At 72.7% G+C, this 21,445-nt stretch carries 16 protein-coding genes, 1 tRNA gene, 1 other RNA gene, 1 pseudogene and 1 riboswitch; of the genes and pseudogenes, 16 read left to right on the plus strand and 3 right to left on the minus strand.

The genetic code is table 11. From position 1 onward, the window contains the following. Window positions 1-44: 44 nt before the first annotated feature. The gene (locus OG286_RS25000) at window positions 45-239 is read right to left on the minus strand and encodes a hypothetical protein (RefSeq protein ID WP_396322762.1); all 195 of its coding nucleotides are present in this window, start codon (window positions 237-239) and stop codon (window positions 45-47) included. A gap of 349 nt (window positions 240-588) precedes the next feature. Between OG286_RS25000 and ftsE the strand changes: the two genes are divergently transcribed. From ftsE to OG286_RS25040, 8 genes are all read left to right on the plus strand, one after another. Further along, window positions 589-1,278, plus strand: a complete 690-nt coding sequence (ftsE, locus tag OG286_RS25005) for a cell division ATP-binding protein FtsE (protein ID WP_148644607.1) — start codon at window positions 589-591, stop codon at window positions 1,276-1,278. A gap of 76 nt (window positions 1,279-1,354) precedes the next feature. Further along, a complete protein-coding gene (gene ftsX / locus OG286_RS25010; RefSeq protein ID WP_396322761.1) occupies window positions 1,355-2,266 on the plus strand; it encodes a permease-like cell division protein FtsX in 912 nt (303 codons plus the stop codon). A 155-nt stretch (window positions 2,267-2,421) separates the two neighbouring features. Beyond that, on the plus strand, window positions 2,422-3,564 hold the full coding sequence (locus OG286_RS25015) for a S41 family peptidase (protein ID WP_396322760.1): 1,143 nt from the start codon (window positions 2,422-2,424) through the stop codon (window positions 3,562-3,564). A 203-nt stretch (window positions 3,565-3,767) separates the two neighbouring features. Further along, a complete protein-coding gene (smpB, locus tag OG286_RS25020) occupies window positions 3,768-4,244 on the plus strand; it encodes an SsrA-binding protein SmpB (protein ID WP_396322759.1) in 477 nt (158 codons plus the stop codon). Between the two features lie 108 nt (window positions 4,245-4,352). Next, window positions 4,353-4,734, plus strand: a transfer-messenger RNA (tmRNA) gene (ssrA, locus tag OG286_RS25025). Window positions 4,735-4,918: 184 nt separating this feature from the next. Continuing rightward, window positions 4,919-7,222, plus strand: coding sequence for a HelD family protein (locus OG286_RS25030; protein WP_396322758.1), 2,304 nt, complete (start codon window positions 4,919-4,921; stop codon window positions 7,220-7,222). A gap of 330 nt (window positions 7,223-7,552) precedes the next feature. Then, a complete protein-coding gene (locus tag OG286_RS25035; protein ID WP_405360001.1) occupies window positions 7,553-9,025 on the plus strand; it encodes an NAD-dependent malic enzyme in 1,473 nt (490 codons plus the stop codon). Between the two features lie 510 nt (window positions 9,026-9,535). Next, window positions 9,536-9,817, plus strand: a complete 282-nt coding sequence (locus OG286_RS25040; RefSeq protein WP_030059737.1) for an HU family DNA-binding protein — start codon at window positions 9,536-9,538, stop codon at window positions 9,815-9,817. 73 nt (window positions 9,818-9,890) lie between these two features. On the opposite strand, the gene murA is transcribed toward OG286_RS25040, so the two are convergent. After that, window positions 9,891-11,231, minus strand: coding sequence for a UDP-N-acetylglucosamine 1-carboxyvinyltransferase (murA, locus tag OG286_RS25045; RefSeq protein WP_396322756.1), 1,341 nt, complete (start codon window positions 11,229-11,231; stop codon window positions 9,891-9,893). Between the two features lie 324 nt (window positions 11,232-11,555). Between murA and OG286_RS25050 the strand changes: the two genes are divergently transcribed. The 6 genes and pseudogenes from OG286_RS25050 to OG286_RS25075 all read left to right on the plus strand — a co-directional run bounded on the left by OG286_RS25050 (window position 11,556) and on the right by OG286_RS25075 (window position 19,040). Further along, window positions 11,556-12,140, plus strand: coding sequence for a YqgE/AlgH family protein (locus OG286_RS25050; RefSeq protein WP_396322755.1), 585 nt, complete (start codon window positions 11,556-11,558; stop codon window positions 12,138-12,140). A gap of 63 nt (window positions 12,141-12,203) precedes the next feature. After that, a complete protein-coding gene (locus OG286_RS25055; protein WP_174315682.1) occupies window positions 12,204-12,485 on the plus strand; it encodes a DUF3039 domain-containing protein in 282 nt (93 codons plus the stop codon). An 83-nt stretch (window positions 12,486-12,568) separates the two neighbouring features. Next, the gene (locus OG286_RS25060) at window positions 12,569-14,179 is read left to right on the plus strand and encodes a beta-N-acetylhexosaminidase (RefSeq protein ID WP_405365783.1); all 1,611 of its coding nucleotides are present in this window, start codon (window positions 12,569-12,571) and stop codon (window positions 14,177-14,179) included. A 321-nt stretch (window positions 14,180-14,500) separates the two neighbouring features. Beyond that, window positions 14,501-15,367 (plus strand): FAD binding domain-containing protein, encoded by an 867-nt coding sequence (locus tag OG286_RS25065; RefSeq protein WP_396322794.1) that lies wholly within the window; start codon window positions 14,501-14,503, stop codon window positions 15,365-15,367. 71 nt (window positions 15,368-15,438) lie between these two features. Next, window positions 15,439-15,886: pseudogene (locus tag OG286_RS25070) on the plus strand ((2Fe-2S)-binding protein); the annotation flags it as partial. Between the two features lie 826 nt (window positions 15,887-16,712). Continuing rightward, window positions 16,713-19,040 carry a xanthine dehydrogenase family protein molybdopterin-binding subunit gene (locus OG286_RS25075; protein WP_396322752.1) on the plus strand — a complete coding sequence of 776 codons (2,328 nt, stop codon included), beginning with the start codon at window positions 16,713-16,715 and terminating at the stop codon, window positions 19,038-19,040. Window positions 19,041-19,179: 139 nt separating this feature from the next. On the opposite strand, the gene OG286_RS25080 is transcribed toward OG286_RS25075, so the two are convergent. Continuing rightward, window positions 19,180-19,254: transfer RNA gene (locus tag OG286_RS25080), tRNA-Cys, on the minus strand. 235 nt (window positions 19,255-19,489) lie between these two features. Then, window positions 19,490-19,555: riboswitch (guanidine-III (ykkC-III) riboswitch) on the plus strand. 44 nt (window positions 19,556-19,599) lie between these two features. Between OG286_RS25080 and OG286_RS25085 the strand changes: the two genes are divergently transcribed. Next, a complete protein-coding gene (locus OG286_RS25085) occupies window positions 19,600-19,914 on the plus strand; it encodes a DMT family transporter (RefSeq protein WP_396322751.1) in 315 nt (104 codons plus the stop codon). A gap of 94 nt (window positions 19,915-20,008) precedes the next feature. Beyond that, window positions 20,009-21,445 carry an MFS transporter gene (locus OG286_RS25090; protein WP_396322750.1) on the plus strand — a complete coding sequence of 479 codons (1,437 nt, stop codon included), beginning with the start codon at window positions 20,009-20,011 and terminating at the stop codon, window positions 21,443-21,445.

A 21,445-nucleotide genomic window follows, 5' to 3' on the forward strand; every position in this document is an offset into this window, starting at 1 on the left:
CCGTCGGGGCCTTCTCGTACGTCCGTCCCGTACGTCCGCCGGGATCAGGCCAGCGCCTGCCGGGCGATCAGCGCCACCGCGAGCAGCCCGGTCAGAAGGGCGAGCAGCATCGCGGGGGAGAGCGCGGCGAACGGCCCCTGCTGGTCCTGCAGACGGGCACGGTTGGCGCGGCACACCGGGCAGCGGCCATCGCTCACACGGCCGTTGCAGTTGGCGCACACCAGATGGTCGCAGGTCATGCGATCTCCTCCTCGCTGCTACAGCCAACGCACCGGACGGGGCTTTGGTTCCTCTACTTGCCCTGTGCGGGGGAGCGGCCAACCTCGGCCGCCACCTCCACTCTGCCAGGTTCCGGCCGTTCCGGCCCCCGGGCTGTGAGATGCCTCCCAGTTTTCGGGGCATAACCGGTCATTGTCCCCCAGGATTCGGTTTCTGTCACGGGCTGCCCCTGCGGGCCGGCCGCCGCTTCGCGTATGGTCCCAAGCCGGGAGCGGCCCTTTCCGCTCCCGCCGCCCGCCCCCGGGCCGGGCGCCCGGGGTGGACCGACCGAGGACTGGCGCCGCCTAGGATGGCCTCCGTGATGCAGCCGTGATCAGATTCGACAACGTCTCCAAGACCTATCCCAAGCAGAACCGTCCCGCCCTGGACAACGTCTCGCTGGAGATCGAGAAGGGTGAGTTCGTCTTCCTGGTCGGCTCGTCCGGCTCGGGCAAGTCCACCTTCCTGCGCCTGTGCCTGCGCGAGGAGCGCCCCAGCACCGGCGAGGTGCACGTGCTGGGCAAGGACCTGGGCAAGCTGTCCAACTGGAAGGTGCCGCACATGCGCCGCCAGCTGGGCACCGTCTTCCAGGACTTCCGCCTGCTGCCCAACAAGACGGTCGCGCAGAACGTGGCCTTCGCCCTCGAAGTGATCGGCAAGCCCAAGAGCGCCATCAACAAGGTGGTCCCCGAGGTGCTGGACCTGGTCGGCCTCGGCGGCAAGGAGGACCGCATGCCGGGCGAGCTGTCCGGTGGTGAGCAGCAGCGCGTCGCGATCGCCCGGGCGTTCGTGAACCGGCCGATGCTGCTGATCGCGGACGAGCCCACCGGCAACCTCGACCCGCAGAACTCGGTCGGCATCATGAAGCTGCTCGACCGGATCAACCGCACCGGAACCACGGTGCTGATGGCCACCCACGACCAGGCCATCGTCGACCAGATGCGCAAGCGCGTCATCGAGCTCGACAAGGGGCTGCTGGTCCGCGACCAGGCCCGCGGCGTCTACGGGTACCAGCACTGACTCTCCGGCGCTGATCCCGTGGGCCCCCGGCCCGTCCCGCCCGACCAGCAGTACCGACCCTGGAGTTGTTACACGCATGCGCGCCCAGTTCGTCCTGTCGGAGATCGGTGTGGGTCTCCGCCGCAACCTGACGATGACCATCGCGGTCGTCGTCAGCGTCGCGCTCTCCCTCGCCCTCGCCGGTGCCTCCCTCCTGGTCCGTGACCAGGTCAACTCCATGAAGGGGTACTGGTACGACAAGGTCGAGGTGAGCATCTACTTCTGTACGAAGTCGGACGCCCGCAACTCGCCGCAGTGCCAGAACGGCGCGGCCACCGACCCGCAGATCGCCGACATCAAGTCCCAGCTGGACAAGATGGATTCGGTGGTGCAGTCCTCGACCTTCGAGAACTCCACCGAGGCGTACAAGCACTGGAAGGAGATGAACCCGGACAACCCGCTCATCTCCGTCCTCGGCCCGGAGGCCATCCCGCAGTCCTGGCGGGTGAAGCTCAAGGACCCGACCAAGTACGACGTCATCCAGAGCGCCTTCGCGGGCAAGCCGGGCGTCAAGTCGGTCGAGGACCAGCGGAAGATCCTGGAGAACCTCTTCGGCCTGCTGAACGGCCTGCAGACCGCGGCGTTCGTGATCATGGTGCTGATGCTGTTCGTCGCCCTGCTGCTGATCGTCAACACCGTCCGGGTGTCGGCGTACAGCAGGCGGCGCGAGACCGGCATCATGCGCCTGGTCGGTGCCTCGAACTTCTACGTCCAGATGCCGTTCATCGCCGAGGCCGCGTTCGCCGCGCTGCTCGGCGCGGTGATGGCCTCCGGACTGCTGCTCGGCGGGCACTTCTTCGTCCACAGCTGGCTGGCCGACCGGGTGCAGTTCATCCACTTCATCGGGCTCGGCTCGGTGCTGGCGGTGATACCGCTGCTCGTGGTGGTCGGTATGGGCATGGCCGGCATCGCCGCGTTCTTCACCCTCCGGAAGTACCTGAAGGTCTAGCACCGGCAAGGTCCGGCACCGGCCCCGACCCGGCCCCGGCCCGGCCCCGGCGCTGCGACGGCCCCGGACGGCACTGCGCCGTCCGGGGCCGTCGGCGTTTCGCCGTCAGCCGTTCCGGCCCGCCGCGTCGCGCGCTGCGCCTACACTCCGATGCCATGCCAGAAACTCCGCGCAGGGCACGCCAGGCGGCCACCCTCAGCCTGGTGTTCGGCGCCGTGCTGCTGGCCGGCGCCGCGACCGGCGCCTGGGGCGACCCGAGCAGGCCCGCGCACCCGTCCGCGGACGCGGTCCCGGCGTCCGTGGCCACCGTCGCGGCCGGGCAGGACCCGGCCGGGACCGCGCTCTCCGAGCAGCAGGCCGAGCACCTGATCGGCGCCAACGGCGACCGCTGGGGCGCCTACTACAGCGCGCAGGAGTACGCCGAGTTCAGCCAGGGCCTGGACGGCCGCTACCTCGGCGTGGGCCTCTCGGTCGGCCGCGGGCAGGACGGCGCCACCGCGGTCTCGCAGGTGCAGCCGGCCGGGCCGGCCGCCGAGGCCGGGATCGCCGCCGGCGACCGGCTGCTGCGGATCGGCCCGGACCAGGCCGACCGCCTGCCGGTCACCGAGGTGGTCGCCCGGCTGCGCGGGCGCGAGGGGGAGCGGCAGGTCGGCTCAGAGGTCACCCTCGCCGTCCAGCGCGGCGACGGCGACATCCGCGAGGTCCGGCTGCGCCGGGCCCTGCTGGACAGTCAGCAGGTCACGGCCGAGCACCTGGAGAAGGGCGTCGTGCGGATCACCGTGCGCGCCTTCACCAGCGGTGTGGCCGGGCAGGTGCGCGCCGCCCTGCGCGGCCCGCACGCCGGGGTGGTGCTGGACCTGCGCGGGAACTCCGGCGGGCTGGTCGACGAGGCCGCCGGCACCGCCGCGGTCTTCCTGGACGGCGGCCCGGTCGGCTCCTACCAGGAGCGCGGCGGCACCCGCGAGCTGACCGCGCCGCCCGGCGGCGACCAGCGCACCCCGCTGGTGGTGCTGGTGGACGGCGGCACCATGAGCGCCGCCGAGCTGCTCACCGGCGCGCTCCAGGACCGCAGCCGGGCCGTCGTGGTGGGCGGCCGGACCTTCGGCAAGGGCACCGTCCAGCAGCCCAGCAGGCTCGCCGACGGCGCGGTGCTGGAGCTGACCGTCGGCCGCTACTACACCCCCGCCGGCCGCTCCCCGGAGGGCACCGGCCTGACCCCAGACGTGCCCGCGTCCGGCTCCGAGGACGCCGGCGAGCTGGCCCTGCGGGTCCTGGCGGGCCTCGGGACCCGGGCTTAGGGGCTGCCTTTAAGGAGCTGCCCCACCCGGCGTCGGAGTGCGACAATGACGGCGCTGTGACTCCTCCCCCACGGCTGAAGCCGGCGGGCTTCCCTCTCGGCGTGGCGGCCGAGACGCGGACAAGCCCTGCCCGCTGCCCGAAAGCAGGCGGGCACGGTATTAGGGCTGCGTCGCTCCGCGACGCTGGATCAAGAAAAGGTCAGATGGCAAAGGAAACCGGACAGAAGCTGATCGCGCAGAACAAGAAGGCGCGACACGAGTACACCATCCTCGACACCTACGAGTGCGGTCTCGTGCTCACCGGCACCGAGGTCAAGTCACTGCGCGAGGGGCGGGCCAACCTGGTCGACGGGTACGCCTACATCCAGAACCACGAGGCGTGGATCGATAACGTCTTCATCCCCGAGTACACCCAGGGGACGTGGACCAACCACGCCGCGCGGCGCAAGCGCAAGCTGCTGCTGCACAGGATGGAGATCCACAAGATCGAGGCCAAGGTCCGGGACGCCGGCCACACCCTGATCCCGCTCTCGCTGTACTTCAAGGACGGCCGGGTGAAGCTCGAACTCGCGCTCGCCATCGGCAAGAAGCTGTACGACAAGCGGCAGACGCTGCGCGAGAAGCAGGACACCCGCGAGACTGCCCGTGCGGTGGCGGCGGCGCGACGCCGCCAGGGCTGACACCCGGCGGCGCCGGCGTTAATCCGCTGGACCCCCGCCGGTCGCCTCGCGTAGTATGGCGCCAGCAACACGGACGGCAACCGTCCGAGCTGTTTCTCAACAAAACATGGGGATGATCGGTTTCGACAGGGGAAGTCGAAACAGGAGAAGCGAGCCGAGGAACGCGGCAATGATCTCGTTAACCATCTGTCGCAAAAAAATAATCGCCAACTCTAAGCGCGATTCCCAGCAGTTCGCTCTCGCTGCCTAATAACAGCTAAGAGTGCTTGGGTGTCAGACCGGGGAGTTCCCGACCCGGACCCTGGCATAATCTAGGGAACTCAACCGTCCACCCGGGCTGCGGGGGTGGATGGGAAATCAAACAGCAGCTGGGCCTGTTGGCGGCTTGTCCGCGTGACTGCCAGGGCCGAGAAACTCACAGCGGACTGCGCTCGGAGAAGTCCTGAATCCACTCCACTGGACCCGGGTTCGATTCCCGGCATCTCCACCACCCCATGTTGCACGGCGAAGGCCGCCCACCGCTCAGCGGAGGGCGGCCTTCGCGTTTCCCCGCCCGGCTGCGCCCCCGCTTCGCGTTTTTCCCGTCCCGGTGCGGCACGGCGGAGCGGCGGGGGCGTAGGATCTTCCGTCCGCTCGTTTCCCAGAGCCGGACTCCCGCCGCTACCACCGAGGCCATGCAGAGCAATACGGACACCACCGCCGCCACCGACTCCGAGACCGTCCGCGAGCGCGAGATCGCCGGGGAACAGCACCACCTCGACACGGTCTACCACCGCCTGGAGGAGAAGCTCGCCGAGGCCGAGTACATCCTGGAGGACGCCGCCAAGCGCGTGCAGGTCGGCACCCCCGGCGCGCTCGCCGAGCGGGACGCCCAGGTCTACCGGGCCGGCGCCCACCTCCAGCGGCTCAACAACGAGTTCGAGGACTTCCTCTTCGGCCGCATCGACCTCCAGCAGGCAGACGCGCCGGAGGAGCACGGCATCCCCTCCGACACCCCGCTCGACCCGGCCGACCCGGCCGTCGCCGAGACCCTGCACATCGGCCGGCTCGGGGTGCTGGACGCCGAGTACGGCCCGCTGGTGATCGACTGGCGGGCGCCGGCCGCCGCGCCGTTCTACCGGTCCACCCCGCTGGAGCCGGGCCGGGTCATCCGCCGCCGGGTGATCCGCTCCAAGGGCCGCAAGGTGATCGGCGTCGAGGACGACCTGCTCCGCCCCGACCTCACCCCCACCCTGGACGGCCGCGAGCTGGCGGTGGTCGGCGACGGTGCGCTGATGGCCTCGCTCGGCCGGGCCCGCAGCCACTCGATGCGCGACATCGTCTCGTCCATCCAGAAGGAGCAGGACGAGGTCATCCGCGCCGCCGCGGCCGGGGCCACCCTGGTCACCGGCGGCCCGGGCACGGGCAAGACCGCAGTCGCCCTTCACCGCGCCGCCTTCCTGCTCTACCAGGACCGCCGCCGCTACGCCGGGGGCATCCTGGTGGTCTCCCCGACCCCGCTGCTGGTCTCCTACACCGAGGGCGTGCTGCCCTCGCTCGGCGAGGAGGGGCAGGTCGCCATCCGCGCGGTCGGCTCCCTGGTGGACGGCATCGAGGCGGGCACCTACGACACCCCGGAGGCGGCCCGGGTCAAGGGCTCGGCCCGGATGGTGCAGCTGCTGCGCAGGGCCGCCCGGGCGGCCCTGGAGCTGGGCGCGCCGCAGGAGCTGAAGGTGGTCGCCCGCGGCGAGGTGCTGCGGCTGGACGCGGGCCGGCTGAAGGCCGTGCGCGGCAACGTGATCGGTTCCGGCGGGACCCCGCTGAACCTGCTCCGCCCGCGTGCCCGCCGGCTGCTGCTGGACGCCCTGTGGCAGGAGGCGACCCGGCACCTGCCGAAGCCGGCCGACCACTACGCCCGCGAGCAGCGCCAGGAGGAGAAGGAGAGCTTCGACGAGTACGTCTCGGACGAGGCGTCGTTCCTGGACTTCCTGGACGCCTGGTGGCCCGCGGTGACCCCGCGGCGGGTGCTCGGCACGCTGAAGCAGACCCGGCACACCAACCGGATCGCCCGGCGCGCCGTCACCCCGGAGGAGGCCCGGCTGCTGGCCGGCTCCTGGCGGCACCTGTCCGAGCGCGGCGAGGGCGGGCTGTCGGCGCACGACGTGGCGCTGGTGGACGAGCTCCAGGTGCTGCTCGGCGAGGCGGTCCGCCCGAAGGTCCGCGAGGTGGACGCGGTGGACCTGCTGAGCGGCCTGGACGAGGTCACCACTTTCGCCGACCGCAACTCCAGACAGCGCGAGAGGGTGCCGGTCGAGCGCACCGAGTACGCCCACATCATCGTGGACGAGGCGCAGGACCTCACCCCGATGCAGTGGCGGATGATCGGCCGCCGGGCCCGGATGGCCACCTGGACGATCGTCGGCGACCCGGCGCAGTCCTCCTGGCCGTTCCCGCAGGAGGCGCAGGCCGCGCTGGACGAGGTGCTCTCCGGCAAGCCGCGCCGCCGCTACACACTGACCGTCAACTACCGGAACCCGGCCGAGATCGCCGAGGTGGCAGCCAAGGTGCTGGCGCTGGCGGCGCCGGGAACGCCCTCGCCGAGCGCGGTGCGCCGGGTCGGCGTGGAGCCGCGGTTCGCGGCCGTCACGGACCCGTCGCCGGAGGCCTTCGGCGCGGCGGCCCGGGCGGAGCTGGAGCGGCTGCTGGCGGAGGTGGACGGCACCGTGGCGGTCGTCGTGCCGATGGACCGCCGGGCCGAGGCGGCCGGGTGGATCGCCGGCCTGGGCGAGCGGGCGGTGGCGCTGGGGAGCCTGGAGGCCAAGGGCCTGGAGTACGACGCGACCGTGGTGGCCGACCCGACCGGGATCGCCGGCGAGTCGGAGGCGGGCCTGCGCGTGCTGTACGTGGCGCTGACCCGGGCGACCCAGCGGCTGACCGTGCTCTCCGGTCCGGACGACCTGCCGGACGCGGACGGCGTTCCGGCGCTGCTGGACGGCTGACCGCCCGTCACGACGGGCGGCACACGAAGAAGGCCCCTCACCGGTGGTGAGGGGCCTTCAGACGTTGATGACACCGACCCGCCATGCTCGCCTCGCGGCAAGTGGTCCCTCGAAGGGACGAAGGTTGGGCCCGGGGGCTTGGATCGAGCCGGTGTCCCGTCCAATGTAACGCATCGGCCCGCTGAGGCAAGAAGTTGTCGACTTCGCACACTCAATGAACATTATTTCTGGCTTCAGCCTGGTAGATGCGACGATCGAGGTCTAGCATGCGCAGGCGAAGGCCTTCAACAATATGTTGAAGCGACTGACCGGACGGAAGAAGGAACGTCGATGGCGACGGTGCCCAGTGTCTCCAACTCGATCACGGTGCGGCTGGAGGTCCCGGCCAGGGGCAACGCCGTCAGTGCGATCACCACGGCCGTCGAGTCCTCCGGCGGTTCGGTCACCGGGCTCGACGTCACCGCCTCCGGCCTGGAGGCGCTGCGGATCGACGTGACCGTCGCCGCGTCCTCCGTCGCCCACGGCGAGGAGATCGTCGAGAAGCTCCGCACGATCGACGGCGTGTCGATCGGCAAGGTCTCCGACCGTACCTTCCTGATGCACCTCGGTGGCAAGATCGAGATGTCCTCGAAGCTGCCGATCCGCAACCGTGACGACCTCAGCATGATCTACACCCCGGGTGTCGCGCGGGTCTGCATGGCGATCGCCGAGAACCCCGAGGACGCCCGCCGCCTCACCATCAAGCGCAACAGCGTCGCCGTGGTCACCGACGGCTCGGCGGTGCTGGGCCTGGGCAACATCGGCCCGGCGGCCGCGCTGCCGGTGATGGAAGGCAAGGCGGCCCTGTTCAAGCGCTTCGCGGGCATCGACGCCTGGCCGATCTGCCTGGACACCCAGGACACCGACGAGATCGTGGCCATCGTCAAGGCGATCGCCCCGGGCTTCGCCGGCATCAACCTGGAGGACATCTCCGCGCCGCGCTGCTTCGAGATCGAGGCCCGGCTGCGCGAGGCCCTCGACATCCCGGTCTTCCACGACGACCAGCACGGCACCGCGATCGTGGTGCTGGCGGCGCTGACCAACGCGCTCAAGGTGGTCGGCAAGGACATCTCCGAGATCCGCGTGGTGATGTCGGGTGCCGGCGCCGCCGGTACCGCGATCCTCAAGCTGCTGCTGGCGGCCGGCGTCGAGCACGCCACCGTCGCGGACGTGCGGGGCGTGGTCCACCAGGGCCGTGAGGACCTCAACGACTCGCTGCGCTGGATCGCCGAGCACACCAACCGCTCGGGCCGCACCGGCACCCTCAAGGAGGCCGTGGCCGGCGCCGACGTCTTCATCGGCGTCTCCGCCCCGAACGTGCTGGACGGCGACGACCTGGCCACCATGGCCGAGGACGCGATCGTCTTCGCGCTGGCCAACCCGGACCCGGAGGTCGATCCGGCGATCGCCCGGCAGACCGCCGCCGTGGTCGCCACCGGCCGCAGCGACTTCCCGAACCAGATCAACAACGTGCTGGTCTTCCCGGGCGTCTTCCGCGGCCTGCTGGACGCCCAGAGCCGGACGGTCAACACCGAGATGATGATCGCCGCCGCCCGTGCGCTGGCCACCACCGTCGCTGACGACGAGCTGAACGCCAACTACATCATCCCGAGCGTCTTCCACAAGGACGTCGCCAAGACGGTGGCCGCCGCCGTCCGTGACGCCGCGCTGGCCGGCCCGCAGGAGGACCGCGAGCCGTCCCGCCCGACCCCGGGCATCGTCGGCACCCTCGACACCGCGTCCTTCCCCTCCGTCAAGCTCTGACGGCGGCCCCGCGGCACGTGTCGCGGATCGGTCAAATGACCGATTACCGCGCTTACCCGCCCAAGTCCGCCCCGAACCCTTGCGACACAAGGGCGAGGGGCGTGTTTGGGCTTGTCGTGCCTAGGGCGTACGGTAGCCCTGCACGGGGCAGGCGTGTCCGACAAGTACGGAACGTCCCCCTGGTCTTCCGGCGTGTCGTCCCGACCGCCGCCCGCGCCCGGTCCGCCGGAGCCGACGGAGCATCACACCTCCGGCGGGCGGGCGTTGTTCGGGTGGCGCAGCCGGGGCCCGATTGGCTTTCTCGGGGCCGGTCGGGGCAGGATTCGTATCCGGGCAGGCAGGCGGGCCTTCGACGGTACCGGCGCCGCGGCACGGGGCACGAACCCGGCCCGCGACCACGCATTGCCTGAATGAGCACTGTGTGCGGACCTGCGGCCTATCCGGGTGCCCCCCGGAGGGAGCACCGATGGGCCCCCGCACACCGCAAGCGAACAGACCACAGGAGTACACATGAACCGCAGTGAGCTGGTGGCCGCGCTGTCCGAGCGCGCCGAGGTGACCCGCAAGGACGCCGACGCCGTTCTGGCCGCCTTCGCCGAGATCGTCGGCGAGGTCGTCGCCAAGGGCGACGAGAAGGTCACCATCCCCGGTTTCCTGACCTTCGAGCGCACCCACCGCGCTGCCCGCACCGCCCGCAACCCGCAGACCGGTGAGCCGATCCAGATCGCGGCCGGCTACAGCGCCAAGGTGAGCGCGGGCTCCAAGCTCAAGGAAGCCGCCAAGGGCGCCTGAGCAACCCCTTGAACGCCGAGAGGCCGGGTTCCCTTCGGGGAGCCCGGCCTCTCGGCGTGTGCGGGGCCGCCGGTCAGGCGGTGACCAGCCGCTCGCTGGGCAGCTCGACGTGGGCGCCGAGGTCGCGCAGCTTCTCCATGAAGTTCTCGTAGCCGCGGTTGATCAGGTCGATGCCGTGCACGGTCGAGGTGCCCTCGGCCGCCAGCGCCGCGATCAGGTACGAGAAGCCGCCGCGCAGGTCGGGGATGACCAGCTCGGCGCCCATCAGCTTGGACGGGCCGGAGACGACCGCGGAGTGCAGGAAGTTGCGGGCGCCGAAGCGGCACGGGGTGGCGCCCAGGCACTCGCGGTAGAGCTGGATGTGGGCGCCCATCTGGTTCAGCGCGCCGGTGAAGCCGAGCCGCGACTCGTACACCGTCTCGTGGATGATGGACAGGCCGGTCGCCTGGGTCAGCGCGACCACGAGCGGCTGCTGCCAGTCGGTCTGGAAGCCGGGGTGCACGTCGGTCTCCAGGGCGATCGCCTTGAGCTCGCCGCCCGGGTGCCAGAAGCGGATGCCCTCGTCGTCCACCTCGAAGGCGCCGCCGACCTTCCGGAAGGTGTTGAGGAAGGTCATCATCTCCAGCTGGCGGGCGCCGCGGACGTAGATGTCGCCCTTGGTGGCCAGCGCCGCGCAGGCCCAGGAGGCGGACTCCAGGCGGTCCGGCAGCGCGCGGTGGTTGTAGCCGGAGAGCTCGTCCACACCGGTGATCAGAATGGTGCGGTCGGTGCCCATGGTGATGATCGCGCCCATCTTCTGCAGGATGCAGATGAGGTCGACGATCTCCGGCTCGACGGCCGCGTTGCGCAGCTCGGTGACGCCCTCGCAGAGGACGGCGGTGAGCAGGACCTGCTCGGTGGCGCCGACCGACGGGTAGGGCAGCTCGATCCGGGTGCCGCGCAGGCGCTGCGGGGCGACGAGGTAGGTGCCCTGCGGGTGCTTCTCGATGGTGGCGCCGAACTGGCGGAGCACCTCGAAGTGGAAGTCGACCGGGCGGCCGCCGATGTCGCAGCCGCCGAGGCCGGGGATGAAGGCGTGGCCGAGGCGGTGCAGCAGCGGGCCGCAGAACAGGATCGGGATCCGCGAGGAGCCGGCGTGCGCGTCGATGTCGGCGACGTTGGCGCTCTCCACGTGGGACGGGTCGAGGATCAGCTCGCCGTCCTCGTCACCGGTGCGCACCGTCACGCCGTGCAGCTGGAGCAGGCCGCGGACCACCTTGACGTCGCGGATGTCCGGGACGTTGCGCAGTCTGCTGGGTCCCTGCCCGAGCAGGGCGGCGACCATGGCCTTGGGGACCAGGTTCTTCGCACCACGGACGCGGATCTCGCCTTCGAGCGGGTTTCCGCCGTGGACCAGCAGGACGTCGTCGGTCATCGTTCTCGCAATCCGGGGTGCCAGAGGAGTGGGTGTGGCTCCGGGAGGGGAGCCGGCGGTGGACCGGTCGTACGGGCGCGTTCGGGCCCCCGGCGTGACCGAGTCGGCACCGTATAAGGGCGTCCACCATCAGTAGATGGTAGTGGGCGTCCCGGTGGTTCCCGTGAGCCTCTCCCGTGATGGTGCTCTCTCGGGGTGGTGTCGCGCCCGCCGGTGCGTCCGTACGGGTGTTCGTGCGGGTGTTCGTGCGGCGCGGTGGCGGCCGTCACGGGGCCTTCGTGTTGCGGTGTCCGCCTCCGGGGGTTCTGCGGGATCATGTGAGGCATGACGGCGGCCCATTCGCACGGAGGCCGGTCCCACACCGGCCGTTTGCTCGTCGCGACCCCCGTGCTCACCGACCCGAACTTCGCGCGGGCGGTGGTGCTCCTCCTCGACCACGACGCCGAGGGGGCGCTCGGCGTCGTACTGAACAGACCGACGCCGGTCGAGGTGGGCAGTGTGCTGGACGGCTGGGGCGGACTGGTCGGGCCGCCGGCCGTGGTGTTCCAGGGCGGGCCGGTGGCCCTGGACTCGGCGCTCGGGCTGGCGGTGGCGCCGGGAGAGCCCGGCTCCGTCGAGCCGCTCGGCTGGCGGCGGGTGCACGGCGCGATCGGCCTGGTGGACCTGGAGGCGCCGCCCGAGGTGCTGGCCGGGGAGCTGGGCGGCCTGCGGATCTTCGCCGGGTACGCGGGCTGGTCGCCGGGCCAGCTGGAGGCGGAGGTCTCCTCCGGGGCCTGGTACCTGGTGGACTGCGAGCCGGGCGACATCTCCAGCCCGGAGCCGGAGCGGCTCTGGCGCGCAGTGCTGCGCCGCCAGCGCGGCCCGCTGGCGCTGCTCGCGACGTACCCGGACGACCCCACGCTGAACTGACGTGCGACCGCCCCGGGCACGACACTGGCCCGCTTTCCCGGAGCCCCCATAGACTTGGCACCCATGAGCACTCTTGAGCCCGAGCGCGGCCTCGGCACCGGCACCCTGGTCGAGCCCGTCCCGCAGGTGTCCAACGGGGACGGCGACCACGAGCGCTTCGCGCACTACGTCCAGAAGGACAAGATCATGGAGAGCGCGCTCTCCGGATCCCCCGTGGTGGCGCTGTGCGGCAAGGTCTGGGTGCCCGGGCGCGACCCGAAGAAGTACCCGGTCTGCCCGATGTGCAAGGAGATCTACGACGGCATCGGCAAGCCGCAGGACGGCAAGGGCGGCGACGACAAGTAGCCCGCGGGCCCGGACCGTTTTGCACAGCGGACCATTTTGCAAGTGGTCTATGCCAATTGAGCGGACGGGGGCAGGATGGCGGAATGGACCTCATTCCCGCCGCCTTGAGCTCCGTCCGCCTCCAGGACCAGGACTTCTCCCTCGCCCGCGGCACCACCCTCACCGCCCGGCCCGCGCTGGCCGGCGCCGAGCGGTGGCTGCGGGCCTCGCTGACCGCCGCGACCGGACTGCCGCTCGCCCCGGGCCGGCCCGGTGAGGGCGTCGAGCTGGTCCACGACGGGTCGCTGGCCGGCGAGGCGTACCGGCTCTCGGTGCGCCCCGGCCGCGCCGTGATCACCGCCGGCGGCCCGGCCGGCGCGCTCTGGGGCGCGCAGACGCTGCGCCGGCTGCTCGGCCCCGACGCCTACCGCCGGGCCCCGCTGCGCGACGGCGGCTGGGTGCTCCCCGGCACCGACATCGAGGACGCCCCCCGCTTCGCCTGGCGCGGCGCGCTGCTGGACGTCGCCCGGCACTTCCTGCCCAAGGCCGACGTGCTGCGCTTCGTCGACCAGCTCTCCGCGCACAAGCTCAACGTGCTGCACCTGCACCTGACCGACGACCAGGGCTGGCGAGTGGAGATCAAGCGCTACCCGAAGCTGGCCGAGCGGGCCTCCTGGCGCGAGCGCTCGATGGTCGGCTACCGGGCCGGCGGGCGCCGCGACGACCGCCCGCACGGCGGCTTCTACACCCAGGACGACGTGCGCGAGATCGTCGCCTACGCCGCCGAGCGGGCGGTCACCGTCGTCCCGGAGATCGACCTCCCGGGGCACTCGCAGGCCGCCATCGCGGCCTACCCGGAGCTGGGCAACACCGATGTGGTGGACACCGCGGCGCTGGGCGTCTGGACCGACTGGGGCGTCAGTCACCACGTGCTCAACCCCTCCGAGGGCACCCTGCGCTTCTTCGAGGGCGTGCTGGAGGAGGTGCTGGAGCTCTTCCCGTCCGAGTTCATCCACCTGGGCGGCGACGAGTGCCCCAAGGAGCAGTGGAAGGACAGCGCGGCCGCCCAGGCACGGATCCGGGAGCTGGGCCTGGCCAACGAGGACGAGCTGCAGAGCCATGTGATCCGGCACTTCGACCGCTGGCTGGCCGAGCGCGGGCGCCGGCTGATCGGCTGGGACGAGATCCTGGAGGGCGGCCTGGCCCCCGGTGCGGCGGTCTCCTCCTGGCGCGGCTACGGGGGCGGGATCGCCGCCGCCGAGGCCGGGCACGACGTGGTGATGTGTCCCGAGCAGCACGTCTACCTCGACCACCGGCAGGCGCCGGGCCCGGAGGAGCCGATCCCGGTCGGCTTCGTCCGCACCCTGGAGGACGTGTACCGCTTCGAGCCGGTGCCGGCGCAGCTGGGCGAGGCCGCGGCCCGCCGGGTGATCGGCACCCAGGCCAACCTGTGGAGCGAGTTCGCGGACAGTGCCCGGGACGTCGACTACCGGGCCTTCCCCCGGCTCGCCGCCTTCGCCGAGGTGGCCTGGTCGGCGCTGCCCACCGACCCGGCCGCGCGCGACTACGCCGGCTTCGAGCGGCGGATGGAGACGCACCGCGCCGTGCTGGACGCGCTCGGCGTCGAGTACCGCCCGGCGGCCGGGCCGCACCCGTGGCAGCGCCGGCCCGGCGTGGCCGGCCGCCCGCTCGACGGACCGCCGCCGGCGGTCTGAGGCGGGCTGCCGGCGGGCTGACCGTGGCATCCGGGAACTTCTGAGTGGTCATCTGACGTCAAGAACAGATGAACATCTGCTTCAGTCCGGTCCGGAGTGGAGCAGATACCGCCCGGTATCCGTCCCAATCGGGCAGTTCCGTACGCCCGTCCCGAAATGATCATCGAGCATTGTGTGCCAGAGTTGCCCAACCCGGCCCGATCGCCCGTACCCTACGGGCCAGGCCGGGCTGCCGACGCGGACACCCCGGCCGAGGGCCGCGGGCGGCAGGCGATCGATGAGCAAGTGGAGCACGGTGGGACCCAGGTGAACCGGACGATCATGCTGCCGGCCTCCCTCGACGAGGCCGTCGACGCGCTGGCCGCCACCCCGGCCGCAGTACCGGTGGCCGGCGCCACCGACCTGATGGAGGCCGTCAACGCCGGACGGCTGCGCCCCGCCGCCCTGATCGGCCTGGGCCGGATCACCGAGCTGCGCGGCTGGCGCTACGAGGACGGCGGCACCGCCGTCCTCGGCGCGGGGCTCACCCACGCCCGGATGGACCGCCCCGACTTCGCGGCGCTCATCCCCGCCCTCGCCGACGCCGCCCGCACCGCCGGACCCCCGCAGGTGCGCAACGTCGGCACCCTCGGCGGCAACATCGCCACCGCCGCGCCGGCCGGCGACACCCTCCCGGTGCTCACCGCGCTCGAGGCCACCGTCACCCTCGCCCGGGCCGGCGCCACCCGCGAGGTCCCGGTCAGCCACCTGCTCACCGGCCTCGACCCGCTGCGCCCCGGCGAACTGCTCACCTGGGTCCGCGTCCCGCTGCTGCACGCCCCGCAGGTCTTCCTCAAGGCCACCGGCCGCAGCGGCCCGGCCCGCGCCACCGCCTCCGTCGCCCTCGTCCTCGACCCCGCCCGGCGCGCCGTGCGCTGCGCCGTCGGCGCCGTCGCCCCCGTCCCGCTTCGGCCGCTGGAGGCCGAGGCCTGGGTGGCGGGCTGCATCGACTGGGACGGCAGCCGGGAGATCGACCCCGCCGCGACCGCTGCCTTCGGCGAGTACGTGGCCGCGGCCTGCGTACCCGACAGCTACGGCGCCGAGGGCGCCTGGGAGGCCGTGACCGAGGGGCCGAGCGCGGCCGCCGTTCGGCTGCGGCGTACCGTATCGGTGCTGGCCCGACGGGCACTGGGAAGGGCGCTGAAGTGACCACTGACCCCATCGAAACCCTCGACGCGGGCCTGTTCGACCATGCGCCGCAGGTCAGTCGCGAGCTGCGCCCCTGCGCCTCGTACACGCTGCGGGTCAACGGTTTCGAACGGCCCGTCACCGACGCCTGGATCGGCGAGAGCCTGCTCTACGTGCTGCGCGAGCGGCTCGGCCTGGCCGGCGCCAAGGACGGCTGCGAGCAGGGCGAGTGCGGCGCCTGCTCGGTGCAGGTCGACGGGCAGCTGGTGGCCGGCTGCCTGGTGCCCGCCGCGCTGGCCGCGGACAGCGAGATCAACACCGTCGAGGGCCTGTCGGCCGCCGGTGGCGCCAGCGACGTCCAGCAGGCGCTGGCCGAGTCCGGCGCGGTGCAGTGCGGTTACTGCACGCCCGGCATGGCGATGGCCGTGCACGACCTGCTCCAGCGCAACCACCGGCCCACCGAGGTCGAGGCCCGGCAGGCACTCTGCGGCAACCTCTGCCGCTGCACCGGCTACCGGGGCGTGCTGGCCGCGGTCCAGACCATCGCCGACGCGCGTGCGGTGGAGGCCGAGGGCACGGACGAGGCGCCCGCCGAGGAGCCGGCCGGGGAGGCCGCCGCCCGCACCGCCGGGGCCCCCGTCCCGGCTGCGCCGGAGGAGCCCGGGCCGGCCGCCGACCTGCCGGTGTACACCGACGAGGACGCCTGGATCGAGCACGTCCCGCAGCCGCCCGCCGAGGAGGCTCCGGCCGGCGGGGCAACCGCCGGGACGGGCGTCGGCGGCGGCATGCAGTACGGCACGCCGGACGGCCACGGCGGCTACGACGCCGGCGTCTACGACACCGCGGTGCTCCCGCCGGTCCCGGGCATCCCCGCACAGGCCGACGGCAGCCAGGGCTACTACCCGCAGCAGGGCTACCCCGAGCAGGCCGGCTACCCGCAGATGAGTGGGCAGGGGCCAGGCGGGCAGGCGACCGGCGGGCAGGGCGAGGGCGGCCCGCACGCCCCGGCCCACGGCAGCTACCCGCCCGGCGCCTTCGCCGATGGCGGCTACCCGCAGCAGCCCGGCTACGCCGACGCCCCGTCCTACGACCCCGCCTCGCCCTACGACGGCCCGGTCTACGAACCGACCCCCGCACACGGCACCGCCCTGCCGGGCCTCGCCTTCGAAGGCGCCGGCTACGGCGGTCCCGGCTACGGCGGTCCCGGTTTCGACGGCACCGGTTTCGACGGCACGCCCGCGCACGGCACGCCGTACGTCCCCACGCCCCCGCACGGCGTCCCGGCCGAGGGCACCGCCCCCGCCGGCGTCCCGTACGGCGCCACCCCCGCCCACGGCATCCGGCTCCCCGAGGACGACCACGCATCATGACGTCGCCTACCGACATCGGCGCAGCACCCCAGCAGGACGGCGACGAGGGCGGCGCACCGGAGCCGTTCGGGCTCGGCAGCTCCCCGCTGCGCAGCGACGCCCTGCCCAAGGCGCTCGGCATCTACCCGTACGCCGCCGACCTCTGGGCCGAGGGCCTGCTCTGGGGCGCGGTGCTGCGCTCGCCCCACCCGCACGCCCGGATCAAGGGCATCGACACCTCCGCCGCGCTCGCCCTGCCCGGCGTGCACGCCGTGGTCACCGCCGCCGACCTGCCGGCCGGCCCGGACGGCGGCCCCGATGGCGCGCCGGCCGGCCCGATCGTCGCCGACCGGCCGGTGCTCGCCGCTGGCGTGGTCCGCCACCACGGCGAGCCGGTCGCCGCGGTCGCCGCCGACCACCCGGACACCGCCCGCCTCGCCGTCGGCCTGATCACCGTCGACTACGAGCCGCTGGAGGCGGTCACCGACCCCGAGCAGGCCTTCACCGCGCCGGCGTTGCACCCGGACGGCAACCTGTTCCGCCACCTGCCGCTGCGCACCGGGGACCCGGAGGCGGCCGGCGAGATCATCGTCGAAGGCCTCTACCAGGTCGGCCGGCAGGACCCGGCACCGCTCGGCGCCGAGGCGGGCCTGGCCGTGCCGCGCCCGGACGGCGGCGTCGAGCTGCACCTCTCCTCCACCGACCCGCACGGCGACCGCGACCGCACCGCCACCTGCCTGGGCCTGGAGCCGGACCGGGTCCGACTGGTCGTCACCGGTGTGCCCGGCGCCACCTCGGACCGCGAGGACCTCTCCTTCCAGGTCACCCTGGCGCTGCTGGCACTGCGCACCGGCCGGCCGGTGAAGATGACGCTCACCCGCGAGGAGTCCTTCCAGACCCACACCTCCCGCCACCCCGCGCTGCTGCGCTACCGCCACCACGCCGACGCCGAGGGCCGGCTGGTCAAGGTCGAGGCGCAGATCCTGCTGGACGGCGGCGCCTACGCGGACGTCTCCGCCGAGGCGCTGGCCGCCGCCACCGCCTTCTCGGTCGGCCCCTACGTCTGCCCGAACGTCTTCGTGGACGCCTGGGCCGTGCGCACCAACAACCCGCCGGCCGGCCGGATGCGCGGCGAGGGCGCCCTCCAGGCCTGCTTCGCCTACGAGTCCCAGCTGGACCAGCTGGCCGCCCGGGTCGGCGTCGACCCCGTGGAGATCCGCCGCCGCAACGCGATGGCCACCGGCGACCCGATGCCCACCGGACAGGCCGTCACCTGCCCCGCGCCGGTGGCCGCGCTGCTGGAGGCCGTCTCCTCCGAGCCGCTGCCGCCGCTGCCGGTGGACGACCCGGACGCCGAGTGGCTGTTGCCGGGCGGGCCCGGCGGCGCCGGCGACCCGGCGGCGGTGCGGCGCGGCATCGGTTACGCGGTCGGCATGGTGCACATGCTGGGCGCCGAGGGCGAGGACGAGGTCTCCACCGCGACGGTGCGCGTCAGCGGCGACCACGCCACGGTGATCTGCGCGGCCGTCGACTCCGGCCAGGGCTTCGCCACCCTGGCCCGGCAGATCGTGCAGTCGGTGCTGGGCGTCAGCGAGGTGTACATCGCGCCGGCCGACAGCGACCAGTCGATCGCCGGGCCCTCCGCCCGCGGCCGGCACACCTGGGTCTCCGGCGGCGCGGTCGAGCGGGCCGCGCTGATGGTCCGCCACCAGCTGCTCCAGCCGATCGCCGCCGACTTCGGGATGTCGGTCGAGCTGCTCCAGATCTCCGACGGCAAGATCACCTCCTACGACGGGGTGCTCGGCATGCCCGTCGCCGAGGCACTGGAGGGCAAGGAGCTGTGGGCCACCGCGCAGTGCCGCCCGCACCCGACCGAGCCGCTGGACGAGGCCGGGCAGGGCGACGCCTTCGTCTCCATCGCCTTCTGCGCGATGCGGGCCGTGGTGGACGTGGACATCGAGCTCGGCGCCGTCCGGGTCGTCGACATGACGGTGGCCCAGGACGTCGGCCGGGCGCTCAACCCGCGCCAGATCGAGGACCGGATCGAGGCGGGCGTCGCCCAGGGCGTCGGCCTGGCCCTGCTGGAGGACCTGCGCACCGAGGGCGGCGTGCTGGTGAACACCTCCCTCACCGGCTACCGCCTGCCGACCGCCCTGGACACCCCCGAGGTCCGGATCGCCGCCCTGCTGGAGGAGCGCGACGTGGTCGCCACCTTCGGCGCCAAGGCGGTCAGCGCCGCCCCGGCCGTGGTCGCCCCCGCCGCCGTGGCAGCCGCCGTCCGCGCCGCCACCGGGCTCCCCGTCGGCCGCCTTCCGATCCGCCCCGAGGACGCCGTCACCGGCTGACCCGGTGGGGGCGGCCCGGCGGGGGCGGCCCGCCGGTCACCCCCGGGAATTTCTCCGGGAATTCTCCGGGAATTCTCCGGAAAATGGAACGGCGAATTGCCGGTCGGCGCAAACGGCGCCGACCGGCAATTCTCTTTCGTGGAGGCCATGACGGGAATCGAACCCGTGTAAACCGCTTTGCAGGCGGTTCCCTCAACCACTCGGGCACACGGCCATGGGGTGGAGCTGTACTGCGGGTGCGGCTCAGGCGCAGCGGCAGCAGCGACAGGCGCGACAACACAGGGGAGCGGGGGTACAGGTGCGGAGGGCCGCGGGGGCCGCCGTCTTCCTGTCCATTGCCGACTCCTGTCGTCGTTCACCGTGTTGGTGAATTCATCTTGGCGGAATGGGCGGGGAACGTCAATATCCCTTTGTAAATTCTGCATGGCGGGCTGTGCTACCGTCGAAGGCAGGTGGTCGTTTTCCGGCCGCCCCGGACGAGCGCGTCGTACCCGGTGACGACAAGACGGCGCAGCACAGCGGCAACCCGGCCGCTGCTGACTGCGGAGGTGCTGTCGTCGTGGCGTGGCTCGTTCTGATTCTTTCCGGCGTCCTGGAGACCGTCTGGGCGGTGGCCCTGGAGTCGTCCAAGGGGTTCTCCCGGCTCGTCCCCACCGTCGTCTTCGGCGTCGCGCTGGCGTTCAGCATGGGCGGGCTGGCGTACGCGATGCGGTCCATCCCGATCGGCACCGGCTACGCGGTCTGGGTCGGCATCGGCGCGGTCGGGACGGCGCTGTACGGCATGGCGGTGCTCGGGGACGCGGTCACGGCGGCCCGGATCGGCTGCCTGCTGCTGATCGTCTCCGGCGTGGTGGGCCTCAAGGTGCTGCACTGACGCCGGGGCGGGCCCGGTCCTAGGTCCCTCGGAGTAGTCGATCACCAACCCGGGTCAGGGGTCATACCATTGGACGGGTCTTACGATGTTTCGTATGACCACAGCCTCCCCCACCCCGGTCGACGCCGCCCCGACACCCCCCGACACGACCGACTCCGGAGGGGTTCTCGGCGGCCGCTACCGCGCGCTGACCCTGGGCATCGTCTCGGTGGTCCTGCTGCTCGCCTTCGAGGCGACGGCCGTCAACACCGCGATGCCGGTGGCGGCCCGTCAGTTGGACGGGCTGGGGCTGTACGCCTTCGCGTTCTCCGGCTACTTCACCACCACCCTGTTCGCCCTGGTCGTCTCCGGCCAGTGGTGCGACAGGCGGGGCCCGCTGCAACCGCTGTTCACCGGTATCGCGGTGTTCGGCGCGGGCCTGGTGGTGGCCGGGGCGGCGCCCGGGATGTGGGTCTTCGTCGGGGGCCGGGCGATCCAGGGCCTGGGCGGCGGTCTGGTGATCGTCGCGCTGTACGTCGTGGTCGGCCGGGCCTACCCGGAGCGGCTGCGGCCGTCCGTCTTCGCTGCCTTCTCCTCGGCCTGGGTGCTGCCCTCGATCGTCGGCCCGGTGGTGTCCGGCCTCGTCACCCAGCACCTGGGCTGGCGCTGGGTGTTCCTCGCCGTCCCGGTGCTGATACTGCTGCCGCTGGCGGTGATGGGCCCCGCGCTGCGCCGCTCCGAGAGGGAGCAGCCGGTGCTGAAGGGCGCCGGCTTCGACCGCCGCCGCACCCTGCTGGCCGCGATGGCCGCGGTCGGCGCGGGCCTGCTGCAGTACGCCGGCCAGCGGCTCGACCTGCTCGGGCTGGTCCCGGCGGTCGTGGGTGCGGCGCTGCTGCTGCCCGCGGTGCTGGGGCTGCTGCCGACCGGGACGCTGCGCGCCGGGCGCGGTCTGCCGACGGTGATCCTGCTGCGCGGGGTGGCGGCGGGGGCGTTCTTCGCGGCCGAGGCGTTCATCCCGCTGATGATGGTCACCCAGCGCGGCCTCTCGCCGACGCTGGCCGGGCTCACGCTGACCAGCGGCGGCCTCTCCTGGGCGCTGGGCTCCTGGCTGCAGGGCCGGCCGGGCGCGGAGCGGTACCGGGAGGCGATGATCCGTGGTGGCTTCGTGCTGACCGCGCTGGCGATCGCGGGCGCGGCGCTGGTGCTGGTGCCGGCGGTGCCGGTCTGGGCGGCGGTGGTGGCCTGGGGCGTCGGCGGGATCGGCATGGGGCTGACGGTGGCGAGCGTCAGCGTGCTGATGATGAAGCTGTCGGCGCCGGAGGACGCCGGGGCCAACTCGGCCTCGCTGCAGATGAGCGACGCGCTCGGCAACGTCCTGCTGGTCGGCCTGTCGGGGGTGCTGTTCTCGGCGCTGGGCGGCGGCGCGACGGCCGCCGCCCACGAGGGCGTCGAGGGCACCGGCTCGGCCGGTGCGTTCGCGGTGATCTTCCTGACGATGACCGGGGTGGCGCTGCTGGGCGCGCTGGTGGCCGGCCGGGTGCGGAAGGGCTGA

Origin of the sequence: Kitasatospora sp. NBC_00039 (assembly GCF_045160625.1) — a bacterium.
Classification (GTDB): domain Bacteria; phylum Actinomycetota; class Actinomycetes; order Streptomycetales; family Streptomycetaceae; genus Kitasatospora.

Bases quoted from the DNA above. Each gene is read 5' to 3' on its own strand.
- OG286_RS25000 (WP_396322762.1), bottom strand. From the start codon at position 239: ATGACCTGCGACCATCTGGTGTGCGCCAACTGCAACGGCCGTGTGAGC.
- ftsX (WP_396322761.1), top strand. From the start codon at position 1,355: ATGCGCGCCCAGTTCGTCCTGTCGGAGATCGGTGTGGGTCTCCGCCGC.
- OG286_RS25015 (WP_396322760.1), top strand. From the start codon at position 2,422: ATGCCAGAAACTCCGCGCAGGGCACGCCAGGCGGCCACCCTCAGCCTG.
- smpB (WP_396322759.1), top strand. From the start codon at position 3,768: ATGGCAAAGGAAACCGGACAGAAGCTGATCGCGCAGAACAAGAAGGCG.
- OG286_RS25030 (WP_396322758.1), top strand. From the start codon at position 4,919: ATGCAGAGCAATACGGACACCACCGCCGCCACCGACTCCGAGACCGTC.
- OG286_RS25035 (WP_405360001.1), top strand. From the start codon at position 7,553: ATGGCGACGGTGCCCAGTGTCTCCAACTCGATCACGGTGCGGCTGGAG.
- OG286_RS25040 (WP_030059737.1), top strand. From the start codon at position 9,536: ATGAACCGCAGTGAGCTGGTGGCCGCGCTGTCCGAGCGCGCCGAGGTG.
- murA (WP_396322756.1), bottom strand. From the start codon at position 11,231: ATGACCGACGACGTCCTGCTGGTCCACGGCGGAAACCCGCTCGAAGGC.
- OG286_RS25050 (WP_396322755.1), top strand. From the start codon at position 11,556: ATGACGGCGGCCCATTCGCACGGAGGCCGGTCCCACACCGGCCGTTTG.
- OG286_RS25055 (WP_174315682.1), top strand. From the start codon at position 12,204: ATGAGCACTCTTGAGCCCGAGCGCGGCCTCGGCACCGGCACCCTGGTC.
- OG286_RS25060 (WP_405365783.1), top strand. From the start codon at position 12,569: ATGGACCTCATTCCCGCCGCCTTGAGCTCCGTCCGCCTCCAGGACCAG.
- OG286_RS25065 (WP_396322794.1), top strand. From the start codon at position 14,501: ATGCTGCCGGCCTCCCTCGACGAGGCCGTCGACGCGCTGGCCGCCACC.
- OG286_RS25075 (WP_396322752.1), top strand. From the start codon at position 16,713: ATGACGTCGCCTACCGACATCGGCGCAGCACCCCAGCAGGACGGCGAC.
- OG286_RS25090 (WP_396322750.1), top strand. From the start codon at position 20,009: ATGACCACAGCCTCCCCCACCCCGGTCGACGCCGCCCCGACACCCCCC.